Consider the following 11493-nt stretch of genomic DNA (forward strand, 5'->3'; position numbering starts at 1 on the left):
ACATTGCCCACCCCCTCCTTAAACAAGTTCCTCATGGTACTTTTGACCTCTATCCAAAAGCAAGCAAACAACTGTGTTGTAAGCGCTTGGCAGCAGGTTTTTTTTATGTTTACCATGGTAACCCCAAAGAGCATGACAGGAAGAGCGATTTTGCCGCAGCTTGATGAACATTATCTGGTCATTACCGCACTGGGTGCTGACCGCCCAGGAATCGTGAATACCATCACCCGCCATGTCAGTAGCTGCGGTTGTAATATTGAAGATAGCCGGCTAGCCATGTTCGGTGAGGAGTTCACATTTATTATGCTGCTTTCAGGCAGTTGGAATGCGATTACCCTACTGGAGTCCACCTTACCGCAAAAAGGGGCAGAGCTTGATTTGCTAATTGTGATGAAGCGAACCAACGCTCAGGACCAAAAAGCAATGCCTGCCACAGTATGGGTAAAAGTTGAAGTCAATGACTCCCCCCATATTATTGAACGGTTTACCAACTTGTTTCATTGTCACAATATGAATATCGCCGAGTTGGTTTCCAAAACTCAGCCGGCTGAAGGCGGCAACCCCCCTCGGTTGCATATCCAGATTAGTGCGCACAGTCCCGCCAGCCAAAACAGTTCGATAATTGAACACGCTTTTTATCAGCTATGTACAGAACTCAACGCGCAAGGCAGTATTAGCGTTGTGAACTATCCACAGCATGACTCACGAATGGAGAGTTAGTAATGAGCCCATTGAAAGCCGGTGATATAGCGCCGAAGTTTAGTTTGCCCGACCAAGATGGCGAGCAGATTAGTTTGGCCGACTTCCAGGGACAACGTGTCTTGGTCTACTTCTACCCTAAAGCCATGACACCAGGCTGTACTGTTCAGGCCTGCGGTCTGCGCGACAACATGGATGAATTGAAGAAAGCGGGTGTCGAAGTGCTCGGTATTAGTACCGATAAACCTGAAAAGCTGTCACGTTTCGCTGAAAAAGAGCTACTGAACTTCACATTGCTGTCTGATGAAGATCATCAGGTCGCAGAGCAGTTTGGTGTCTGGGGCGAAAAAAGCTTTATGGGTAAAACCTACGATGGTATCCACCGTATCAGTTTCTTAATTGATGCCGACGGTAAGGTGGAGCATGTGTTTGATAATTTCAAAACCACCAACCACCACGATATCGTAGTGGATTACTTGCGCCAAAGTGCCTGAGTGATTAGTTAGTCAGAAGAGCAAAAAAAGAGCGCTCAAACGCTCTTTTTTATTCGTCATATCTTCATATACTCTAAATAATTCGAGTTGCAGGAAGGCGGCAACTAAGTGAAGCCCCAAGAGCTTACATAAGTAAGTGACTGGGGTGAACGAAGGCAGCCAACGCAGATGCAGCTTGAAGTATGACGAGTATAAGTTAATCTGCGTCGGGGATAAACTCCTCCGGCCAGGCATGAATAACCGCTTTCACCAGCGTAGCTAACGGGATGGCAAAGAATACCCCCCAAAAGCCCCACATGCCGCCAAAAATGATCACTGACAGAATAATCACCAAAGGATGTAGGTTTACGGCCTCAGAGAACAGTACCGGCACCAGCAAGTTACCATCCAGCCCTTGTACTACCAGATAGGCGATAAAAAGTGTCCAGAAATCGGCCCCAACCCCCCACTGGAATAACGCCACCAACACTACTGGAATAGTGACAATCACTGCGCCAATATAAGGGATCAGTACCGAGAAGCCGACTAACACCGCCAATAACAGCGCGTAATTCATACCCATAACAAAGAACACTAAATACGTGGCGATGCCAACAATCACCATCTCCAATACTTTGCCACGAATATAATTGGTTATCTGCTGGTTCATTTCCAGCCAGACTTGTCCAGCCAGACCGCGATTACGCGGTAAAATACGCCGTACTGCATTCAGCATCTGCTCTTTATCTTTGAGCAGGAAAAACAGCATCAGTGGCACCAGAATCAAATAAATTGCCAATGTCAGTAAACCTATCAATGAAGCGAGAGAGATTTTAACCACGGACTCCCCCATCCCCGACAGCTTGCTTCGCAGATTTTCTGCCATCATATCGACAATGCCGGCATCCACCAGCGCGGGATAACGCGAAGGTAATGTCTGAGCAAACGCATTGAATTTATTAAGCATTTTCGGCATATCTGATATCAGATTATTGCCCTGTTGCCACACCGTTGGCGCCACAACAAATACCGCCAGTAGTGTGATACCACCGAAAATCACCAGTACGATACTGGCCGCCCATGGGCGCGAACAACCAATACGTTGTAATCGGGCGGTTGGCCATTCTAACAAATACGCCAACACGATCGCCGCCAGCAGAGGAGCCAAAATGCCACTGAAGAAGTAGAGAATGCAGAATCCAGCCAACAGAATAACCAATAAAGCGATAACCTGCGGGTCGGTAAAACGCCGACGATACCACTGTAACAACAGCTCTAGCATCCGTAATTGCTCCTTAAGTGCCATGAGAGATCGACAAATTAGTCGATCCCTTTAACCGCCCCGACATGCAGGGACATAACGAAGGTAAATTGTTTTCGTCAGACGTTCCCTTATCTCCACATGCTGGCTAAGATAGTTGCGGGCCTCAGCACGGATGTTGAGCTTAACCTTTGACGTATTTGATGCTATTTATGTGATCTATACCCAATTGTACTGGAGAGTAGAGTAAGGAAGAAGAACTCTTACACATCTCGGAGTCTAATTGTCATTACATTAGCAAGGGCAGCCTCGTTTATGACTTATCGGTTAACTAAAACAGGTCGGTTAAGTAAGACAATGATCGCCACACTACTCAGTAGCTTGCTGCTCACTGGCACAATACCTGCCAGCGCTGAGACACAAGACCTGCTGCCCGATATTGGTACCTCTGCGGGTGCCACTTTGAGTATCGATCAGGAAAAGGCAATGGGGGATTTTTATGTCCGCCAAATGCGCGCCAGCACACCGCTGATTTATGACCCGCTATTGACTCAATATATCAATACGCTGGGTAATCGGCTGGTCGCCAATGCCTACTCAGTACGTACGCCGTTTCATTTCTATTTAGTGAATAACGATCAAATTAACGCTTTTGCTTTCTTCGGTGGCAATGTGGTGCTCCACTCTGCCCTGTTCCGCTATACCGAAAACGAAAGTGAACTAGCATCTGTATTAGCACATGAAATATCTCATGTGACTCAACGCCATCTGGCGCGCGCGATGGAAGAACAGCAAAGAATGGCGCCGCTGACGTGGGTCGGGGTACTAGGTTCTATTCTGTTAACCATGGCCAGCCCACAAGCAGGGATGGCGGGTTTGAGCGGCACGTTAGCAGGCGCTCAACAAGGCGTCATCAGCTTTACTCAAGGCAACGAACAGGAAGCTGACCGTATAGGTATTCAGGTATTACAGCGTTCGGGGTTTGATCCGCAGGCCATGCCTAACTTCCTGCAAAAATTAGCCGATCAGTCACGATATACATCAAAACCACCGGAAATGCTGCTGACTCACCCCTTACCAGATAGCCGTTTATCTGATGCGCGTAACCGTGCTAATCAGATGAAACCGCACCCTATCGCGTCATCACAAGATTACTTATTCGCCAAAGTTCGTATTCTGGGCATGTATGGCTCAACTGAGAACAGCCTCACGCCAGACCTGCTGGAAACATTGAGTAAAGGCACGGTGCGCGAGCAATTGGCGGCCAAATACGGTCAGGCCATTTTATGGTATCAGGCCAAAAAGTACGATGAAGCCCGCAATCTGTTACAGCCCCTGTTAGCGCAACAACCGGGCAATATTTGGTTCCTTGATTTGATGACTGATATCGATCTGGGGCAAAACAAAGCCGCCGCCGCCATTGCCCGCCTGCAAGCGGCAACCGCTAAACAAAATGATGAGCCGGTGTTGCAATTGAACCTGGCCAACGCTTATGTCCAAGGTGGCCAACCGGCGGCAGCAGTCAAGATACTAAATCGCTACACCTTTGCTAATCCAAACGACCCTAATGGCTGGGATCTGTTAGCCCAGGCAGCAGCTGCACTGGGTTTACGTGATCAGGAACTGGCTGCTCGGGCAGAGAGCCTGGCTTTGAGCGGCAAATTGCCACAGGCCATCGGCCTGCTCAGCGATGCCAGTGCTCGGGTGAAATTGGGGAGTCTGGAACAGGCGCGTTATGATGCGCGCATTGACCAGTTACGCCAGCTAGATAAGCGCTTCCAGAAATACCAGAAGTCTTAAGGAAATTTATCATGAAAGATGTCACGTTTTATCATAATCCACGCTGCTCTAAAAGCCGGGAAACCCTCGCGCTGGTTGAACAGCAGGGGATTCAGCCACAGGTCATATTATATTTAGACAATCCACCGTCTGTGGCGGGGTTAAAAGCGTTACTGCAACAACTCGGCTTTCATGACGCGCGGCAGCTTATGCGCACCAAAGAAGATCTCTACCGAACACTGAATTTGGCAGATGAGACACTGACTCAGGATCAGTTACTGCAAGCGATGAGCGATAATCCAAAACTTATCGAGCGCCCAATTGTGGTTTATAACGGCCAGGCACGTATCGGCCGCCCGCCTGAGCAGGTGCTTGAGATTTTACCGTAACTTGATTGCAACCCATGATTGAACGCTGCGTATCGAAGCGAGGCCGATGGAAGGACCGAGTCACCAACGCAGCGCCCCCTACCACTTGCCAAAGGAAGGGGATTAAAGGCTAAGAGTTTCTTTTACAAAAGGAATGGTGAGCTTACGCTGGGCGGTGATAGAGGCCCGATCAAGTTGATCCAGGGTCATAAACAGTGTGCGCATTTCCCGATCCAACCGTTTTAGCAAGAAACGGCCGACGTCTTCGGGTAATTCAAAACCACGCAATTTGGCACGTAACTGTAAAGCCTGCAATTTTTCATCATCCGACAACGGCTGCAATTTATAGATCTGCCCCCAATCCAGGCGTGAAGCTAAATCAGGCAAACCGAGATTTAATTGCCGTGGTGGGCGATCACCGGTAATCAATAAACGGGTACGGCCGGTTTCAACAATGCGGTTATAGAGATTAAAGATCGCCATTTCCCACTGCTCATCGCCCGCGATACACTCAATGTTATCAATACAAACCAGCGCCAACTGCTCCATACCATCTAATACTTCGGGTACAAAATAGGCACGTTTATCGAGCGGGACATAGCCTACCGCCTCGCCTTTTTGCGATAACTCCGCACAAGCTGCATGTAATAGATGGCTCCGGCCACCGCCTTCGCGCGACCAAAAATAGATATAACTGCCGTGGGACTGATGAACAGTGGACTGGATCGCCGCTAACAGGGACGGGTTCTCCCCCGGATAAAAACTGGCAAAAGTTTCATCATCGGGAAGATAGAGTGGCAGTGAAAGCTGTGCCGGCGTATTCAGAAGCACCTCAACCAACAAAACGGGCGGGAAAACGTGGCAAGCTTACCACAAAAATTAACAACAGCATAAAAACCTGATCTGAAGCGAAAAACTGGCCGAACCCACAATAACTGCCCGGCCAGATATCACTTTTTATTGCACCGATATTAACGTGTGGACTCGTCTTCCTGGGCGTCAATAATCTCTTCTTCAGGGCGAATCAGACTGATCACTTTAAACAGCAAGCTCAAGCCAATCCCCACAACCGTTGCCAAAGCCATGCCTTTCAGTTCGGTTGCGCCAATGTTCACTTTCGCGCCACTCACCCCGATGATCAGGATAACGGAGGTTAAGATCAGGTTTTGTGCTTTGTTATAGTCAACTTTTGACTCGATCAGCACGCGGATACCTGATGCGGCAATAACACCGTACAGCAGTAGTGAAACACCGCCCATCACCGGTACTGGCACCGCTTGAATGGCAGCAGCCAATTTACCGATACAAGACAGCATGATCGCCAGAATCGCCGCGCCACCTATCACCCAAGTACTGTAAACACGGGTGATCGCCATAACACCGATATTCTCACCATACGTGGTATTGGGGGTTGAGCCAAAGAAGCCGGAAATCACCGTCGAAATACCGTTGGCAAACATCGAGCGATGCAGACCAGGGTCACGAATCAAATCCTTTTTCACAATATTCGCCGTGACCACTAAGTGCCCAATATGCTCGGCAATAACCACCAGCGCCGCAGGCAAGATGGTTAAAATAGCGAACCATTCAAAACGTGGGGTATAAAACGTCGGTAAGGCAAACCAATGGGCCTGACTAATCGGGGTTAAATCAACCACCCCCATCACGAATGACAAAGCATAACCGACCAACACACCGATCAAGATAGGGATAATGGCGAAGAAGCCACGGAACAGCACCGATCCCAGAATGGTTACCCCTAACGTCACCATTGAAATGATAATAGTGGTTGAATCTACTGTCACACCTTGGGCGGGCAATAATCCGGCCATACCCGCAGCAACGCCAGCTAACTCAAGGCCGATAACGGCAACAATCGCCCCCATCGCCGCGGGCGGGAACAGCACATTCAGCCAACCCGTTCCGGCTTTTTTCACAATCAGCGCCACCAGACAAAACAGCACGCCGCACATGATAAAACCACCCAAGGCAACTTCGTATCCCAAGGGCAATAGCAGCAGTACCGGTGAGATAAACGCAAAACTTGAGCCGAGGTAAGCCGGGATTTTTCCCTTACAAATAAACAGATAGAGCAAGGTTCCGATACCGTTGAACAGCAGCACCGTGGCCGGGTTAATTTTAAATAGAATAGGAACTAAAACGGTGGCACCAAACATGGCGAACAAATGTTGAAAACTCAGGGGGATCGTCTGGAGCAGCGGTGGACGCTCGCTGACACCGATGGTGCGACGGCTCATTTCTCTATCCTCTTAATGGTGTGTTTAAAAATGATTATGCTAAAAGTTATTCAAAAAAAAGCCGACTATCGAGTCGGCTATCATCAGTTATTTTGTTCCGAAAATCTTATCCCCGGCATCACCCAAACCTGGAATGATATAACCGTGTTCGTTCAGGCACTGATCGATGGCGGCGGTATACAGCTCTACGTCTGGATGCGCTTCTTCTAGCGCTTTGATACCCTCCGGTGCGGCAACCAATACCAACACTTTAATGCTCTGGCAGCCGGCTTTCTTCAGCAAATCGATAGTCGCAATCATCGAACCACCGGTTGCCAGCATAGGGTCAACAACCAACGCCATACGTTCGTTAATATCGGCAACCAGTTTCTGGAAATACGGTACCGGTTTTAGTGTCTCTTCATCACGATAGACACCCACCACGCTAATGCGGGCACTCGGTATATTTTCCAACACCCCTTCCATCATGCCTAAACCAGCACGTAGGATCGGCACCACCGTAATTTTCTTACCTTTAATCTGTTCAATCTCTACCGGCCCGTTCCAACCCTCAATGGTGACTTTCTCAGTTTCCAGATCGGCGGTTGCCACGTAAGTCAGCAAACTCCCTACTTCAGACGCTAACTCGCGAAAACGCTTCGTGCTGATATCATTCTCACGCATCAAACCAAGTTTATGTTTTACTAGCGGGTGTTTCACCTCAACGATCTTCATTATTTTTCTCCTGGTTAGGCGGTTGACGGCCAAAAAAATCGCGAGATTATACCGCCTTTTTTTTTGAACGCCACAATGAATAGCCTGATTCAGATCAATAGAAAATCAATCTTAAGTCAAGAAAGCTAAAAATCAGCGTGATATCACAAGCTACTCGCAAACGTTTGCCTGCGCTGTTAGAATTGTCGCGTTTTCTTCCTATAGCCAAAGTAATTGGCGTTGCAGGTAGGCTGCCAGCAAGCGAACTGCGATGAGCTGACTAAGTCAGTGATTTGGATAAGTTCGTGCAGCGAGCCCTCTTGCGGCTTCAAGTATGAAGGATATAAGCTCAAACAGCCAACCGCCGTGGGGACCTCGCTGTGACCAACAAAACCTCTCTCAGCTATAAAGACGCAGGCGTAGATATCGATGCCGGTAATGACCTTGTTGATCGCATAAAAGGTGTGGTTAAACAAACTCGTCGCCCAGAAGTGATGGGTGGATTGGGCGGGTTCGGTGCCCTGTGTGCTTTGCCACAAAAATACCGTGAACCTATTTTAGTCTCAGGCACCGACGGCGTAGGCACTAAGCTGCGCCTGGCGATGGACCTGAAACGCCACGATACCATTGGTATCGATTTAGTGGCCATGTGTGTCAATGACCTGGTGGTTCAGGGTGCTGAACCGCTGTTCTTCCTTGACTACTTTGCCACCGGTAAACTGGATGTGGATACTGCCGCCAGTGTGATTACCGGTATCGCCGAAGGGTGTAAACAATCAGGTTGTGCACTGGTTGGCGGCGAAACCGCAGAAATGCCGGGGATGTACCACGGTGAAGATTATGACGTTGCCGGTTTCTGCGTTGGTGTAGTTGAAAAGTCTGAAATCATTGATGGCAGCAAAGTGACACCGGGTGATGCGTTGGTTGCCTTAGGTGCCAGCGGCCCGCATTCCAATGGTTATTCACTGGTACGCAAAATTCTGGAAGTCAGCAACACCAATCCTGAGCAAACTCAGTTGGATGGTAAATCGCTGGCTGACCATTTGCTGGAACCGACCAAAATCTACGTTAAATCCATTCTCAGCCTGATTGAGCAGCTTGATATTCATGCTATTGCTCATCTGACTGGCGGCGGCTTCTGGGAAAACATCCCACGGGTATTACCCGCAGGGACTCAAGCGGTTATCGACGAAGCTAGCTGGCAGTGGCCTGCGGTATTTAGTTGGTTGCAGCAAGCCGGCAATGTCAGCCGCCACGAAATGTATCGTACCTTTAACTGTGGTGTCGGCATGGTTGTTGCGCTCCCGGCAGAACTGGCTGATATTGCCGTTGAGTTACTGACCGCATCCGGTGAGAAAGCCTGGAAAATCGGTGTGATTGCGGCGGCGACTGACGGTGCAGATCAAGTCATCATCAATCCATAACATTGCTGACTCAGCCTGCAGCTTCAAAATCCCGATGAGCTGACTCAAGTCCGTGATTCAGGTGACAAATCTGCCGGGAGCAGATTTCAACGCTGCTTGCAGCGGCCTCAACGAGGCGAGGCCCACGGATGGGCCGAGTAATGCGCGCAGCCAACACCCCGCAGCTTCAAGTACGAAGGGTATATGAAAAAGATAGTGGTTTTGGTCTCCGGCCAGGGCAGTAATCTACAAGCGTTGATCGACGCCCAACAACAAGGGCGTATTTCAGGCACCATCAGTGCCGTGTTCAGTAATAACCCTGATGCTTATGGGTTGGAACGTGCTGAATTGGCGGGTATTCCCCACCATGCAGTGGATGCCAAGTCCTATGCGGATCGCGCCAGTTTTGATTTGGCATTGGCGCAAGCCATTGATCACTATCAACCTGATTTACTGGTGTTAGCCGGTTATATGCGCATTCTCAGTGCGGAGTTTGTTCAGCACTATGCTGGCCGGATGTTAAATATCCATCCGTCACTGTTGCCGAAATACCCCGGTCTGCATACTCATCGTCAGGCACTGGAAAACGGTGATCAGGAGCATGGCACCTCGGTGCATTTCGTTACTGAAGAACTGGACGGCGGCCCGGTTATTCTGCAAGCCAAAGTACCGATTTTTAGTGAGGATAGCGAAGAGGATGTGGTCGAAAGAGTACAAACTCAGGAACACAGCATTTATCCGCTGGTAGTCAGTTGGTTTACCGATGGCCGTCTTGCTATGCGTGATAATTCAGCATGGCTGGATGGTAAACGCTTACCTGCGCAAGGCTACGCGGCTGAATAAAATAAGTTAATAAATATTGATTAGAGGCGCGGCCATTTATGGTTAGCGCCTTTTTTAATTCCCCTGTGCTAACCTCCAGTGCTAATAGTATAATTTTTAAGGCAGCAACCGCTGTCGCCAATGAGGAATAAGCATGTCTACCACTAACAGCGTCAGGTTACGCCCACTAGAACGGGATGACTTGCCGTTTGTTCACCAGTTAGATAACAATGCCAGCGTGATGCGCTATTGGTTTGAAGAGCCTTACGAGGCCTTTGTTGAACTGTCTGATCTGTATGATAAACATATTCATGACCAGAGTGAGCGCCGCTTTATTATTGAAAGCCAGGGGACAAAAGTCGGTCTGGTGGAGTTAGTTGAAATTAACCATATTCACCGCCGTGCTGAGTTTCAGATAATTATCGATCCGGCTCATCAGGGTCAAGGCCATGCAGGGGCTGCCGCAAGACTGGCGATGGAATATGGTTTTTCGGTACTGAATTTGTACAAACTTTATCTGATTGTTGATAAAGAAAATCAAAAAGCCATCCATATCTATACAAAATTAGGCTTTGAAATAGAGGGTGAATTAAAGCAAGAGTTCTTTATCAATGGTGAATACCGTACTGTAATTCGTATGTGCATTTTCCAGCCACAATATTTGGCTAAATATAAAACACCATCGATAAAGAGTGCTTAATCCGCTGGGGCCAGTTCAGTTGGCCCCAATATCAATTCAACATATTCAGTAAAGAAAAATCATCACTTTCATTAACTTTATCTATGTTCGATAACAGGATACTTTGAGCATTACTCTTGTGCAGCTTAAAGATACTGTATGAATAGACGATATTAATGATATCATCTTCACTCAACGTGCCATTGTGTATTACAAATGCACTGATAACTGATTTTATAATAAAAAAATCGATAACGTAGGAATGAAAGTCCTTATCAATATCATCAGTTTTACTAAGTGCAAACTGATTATGGTAGAAATTATACTGAAAAAAATTACGTAGAATATGGGGGTGTTGGTTAAGCAACGGCATAACTCTGTCATTCCAGGTAGCGCTTAACATAGCCATACGTTCTTCTAGTTGGTTAATATCTACTTCATTCATCAAATGATGAATGAGAAAAGCCATATAATTAAATAGCGTTTTATGTCCTCTAAAATTCATAGTTCTAACTGTATACTCCTGATACATAATCAGAAAGTGCCAGCGTGCATTAGCATTAAAAGGGATTGCCACGACTTCTTTTAGTATATCCCCAGCCGCCAACTTGGATCGAATAGTCTTATATAACTCAAATATCATCTGTGGTTTATCATCAACCGTACTATCGATACTTTTACAACAGTGGATAAACACATGAACCGCATAAATATTCTCTTCAAAATTATCATTCGGCATGGCCACTATTTGGTTGCAATAATAGTGAATAAATTGCCCTTCAGTATTCATTTTTCTATTATTGAAATACTGTTTTTGGTAGACGGTCTCCTCATGCAGAGTAAATGCATGCGGATTAAACAATACCAACCGGGTAACCTCTGGGCAGGAAAGTGTCAGAGTATTAAATTGTTCTGTCTTGTACTGATGGTTTTCGCGTGGATATGTCGAACAAGTATGACTAAGCGCCTCACTCCCCAAACGTTTATGAACTTCACACAGACGAGACTCATCAAGATAAGGGCAGTTGCCATCGCTTTTAAGGCGTATTTAAGCTCAA

General features: G+C 47.5%; 12 protein-coding genes. 7 read left to right on the forward strand and 5 right to left on the reverse strand.

From position 1 onward, the window contains the following. Positions 1-150 precede the first annotated feature (150 nt). Both Q2T72_RS15835 and bcp read left to right on the forward strand, forming a co-directional pair. Positions 151-720 carry a glycine cleavage system transcriptional repressor gene (locus Q2T72_RS15835; protein WP_083164144.1) on the forward strand — a complete coding sequence of 190 codons (570 nt, stop codon included), beginning with the start codon at positions 151-153 and terminating at the stop codon, positions 718-720. A gap of 2 nt (positions 721-722) precedes the next feature. After that, entirely contained in the window at positions 723-1193 is a 471-nt protein-coding gene (bcp, locus tag Q2T72_RS15840; protein ID WP_083163299.1) for a thioredoxin-dependent thiol peroxidase, read from the forward strand. A gap of 196 nt (positions 1194-1389) precedes the next feature. Here the strand turns inward: bcp and Q2T72_RS15845 are convergent, their stop codons facing one another. Next, positions 1390-2454: an AI-2E family transporter gene (locus Q2T72_RS15845; RefSeq protein ID WP_050084783.1), complete on the reverse strand. Its 1065-nt coding sequence runs from the start codon at positions 2452-2454 to the stop codon at positions 1390-1392. A gap of 336 nt (positions 2455-2790) precedes the next feature. Between Q2T72_RS15845 and Q2T72_RS15850 the strand changes: the two genes are divergently transcribed. Both Q2T72_RS15850 and arsC read left to right on the forward strand, forming a co-directional pair. Then, entirely contained in the window at positions 2791-4233 is a 1443-nt protein-coding gene (locus tag Q2T72_RS15850) for a M48 family metalloprotease (protein WP_372559934.1), read from the forward strand. Positions 4234-4244: 11 nt separating this feature from the next. Next, complete coding sequence (arsC, locus tag Q2T72_RS15855; protein ID WP_083163291.1) at positions 4245-4601, forward strand: arsenate reductase (glutaredoxin); 357 nt, start codon at positions 4245-4247, stop codon at positions 4599-4601. 102 nt (positions 4602-4703) lie between these two features. On the opposite strand, the gene hda is transcribed toward arsC, so the two are convergent. The 3 genes from hda to upp all read right to left on the reverse strand — a co-directional run bounded on the left by hda (position 4704) and on the right by upp (position 7552). Further along, positions 4704-5411 (reverse strand): DnaA inactivator Hda, encoded by a 708-nt coding sequence (gene hda, locus Q2T72_RS15860; RefSeq protein ID WP_032906019.1) that lies wholly within the window; start codon positions 5409-5411, stop codon positions 4704-4706. A gap of 140 nt (positions 5412-5551) precedes the next feature. Next, on the reverse strand, positions 5552-6838 hold the full coding sequence (gene uraA, locus Q2T72_RS15865) for a uracil permease (RefSeq protein WP_372569450.1): 1287 nt from the start codon (positions 6836-6838) through the stop codon (positions 5552-5554). An 87-nt stretch (positions 6839-6925) separates the two neighbouring features. Beyond that, positions 6926-7552, reverse strand: coding sequence for a uracil phosphoribosyltransferase (gene upp / locus Q2T72_RS15870; protein WP_005183956.1), 627 nt, complete (start codon positions 7550-7552; stop codon positions 6926-6928). A 359-nt stretch (positions 7553-7911) separates the two neighbouring features. On the opposite strand from upp, the gene purM reads away from it, so the two are divergent. The 3 genes from purM to speG all read left to right on the forward strand — a co-directional run bounded on the left by purM (position 7912) and on the right by speG (position 10456). Continuing rightward, a complete protein-coding gene (gene purM, locus Q2T72_RS15875) occupies positions 7912-8955 on the forward strand; it encodes a phosphoribosylformylglycinamidine cyclo-ligase (protein ID WP_083163287.1) in 1044 nt (347 codons plus the stop codon). A 183-nt stretch (positions 8956-9138) separates the two neighbouring features. Then, positions 9139-9777: a phosphoribosylglycinamide formyltransferase gene (gene purN / locus Q2T72_RS15880; protein WP_372569451.1), complete on the forward strand. Its 639-nt coding sequence runs from the start codon at positions 9139-9141 to the stop codon at positions 9775-9777. A gap of 133 nt (positions 9778-9910) precedes the next feature. Then, positions 9911-10456, forward strand: a complete 546-nt coding sequence (gene speG, locus Q2T72_RS15885; RefSeq protein WP_083163283.1) for a spermidine N1-acetyltransferase — start codon at positions 9911-9913, stop codon at positions 10454-10456. 31 nt (positions 10457-10487) lie between these two features. Here speG and fliB read toward each other — a convergent pair whose 3' ends face one another. Further along, complete coding sequence (fliB, locus tag Q2T72_RS15890) at positions 10488-11483, reverse strand: flagellin lysine-N-methylase (protein WP_372569905.1); 996 nt, start codon at positions 11481-11483, stop codon at positions 10488-10490. Between the last annotated feature and the right edge of the window lie 10 nt (positions 11484-11493).

The sequence above is a fragment of the Yersinia sp. 2466 StPb PI genome, from assembly GCF_041538325.1.
GTDB classification, from domain to species: domain Bacteria; phylum Pseudomonadota; class Gammaproteobacteria; order Enterobacterales; family Enterobacteriaceae; genus Yersinia; species Yersinia enterocolitica_E.

Bases quoted from the DNA above. Each gene is read 5' to 3' on its own strand.
- bcp (WP_083163299.1), top strand. From the start codon at position 723: ATGAGCCCATTGAAAGCCGGTGATATAGCGCCGAAGTTTAGTTTGCCC.
- Q2T72_RS15845 (WP_050084783.1), bottom strand. From the start codon at position 2,454: ATGCTAGAGCTGTTGTTACAGTGGTATCGTCGGCGTTTTACCGACCCG.
- Q2T72_RS15850 (WP_372559934.1), top strand. From the start codon at position 2,791: ATGATCGCCACACTACTCAGTAGCTTGCTGCTCACTGGCACAATACCT.
- arsC (WP_083163291.1), top strand. From the start codon at position 4,245: ATGAAAGATGTCACGTTTTATCATAATCCACGCTGCTCTAAAAGCCGG.
- uraA (WP_372569450.1), bottom strand. From the start codon at position 6,838: ATGAGCCGTCGCACCATCGGTGTCAGCGAGCGTCCACCGCTGCTCCAG.
- upp (WP_005183956.1), bottom strand. From the start codon at position 7,552: ATGAAGATCGTTGAGGTGAAACACCCGCTAGTAAAACATAAACTTGGT.
- purN (WP_372569451.1), top strand. From the start codon at position 9,139: ATGAAAAAGATAGTGGTTTTGGTCTCCGGCCAGGGCAGTAATCTACAA.
- speG (WP_083163283.1), top strand. From the start codon at position 9,911: ATGTCTACCACTAACAGCGTCAGGTTACGCCCACTAGAACGGGATGAC.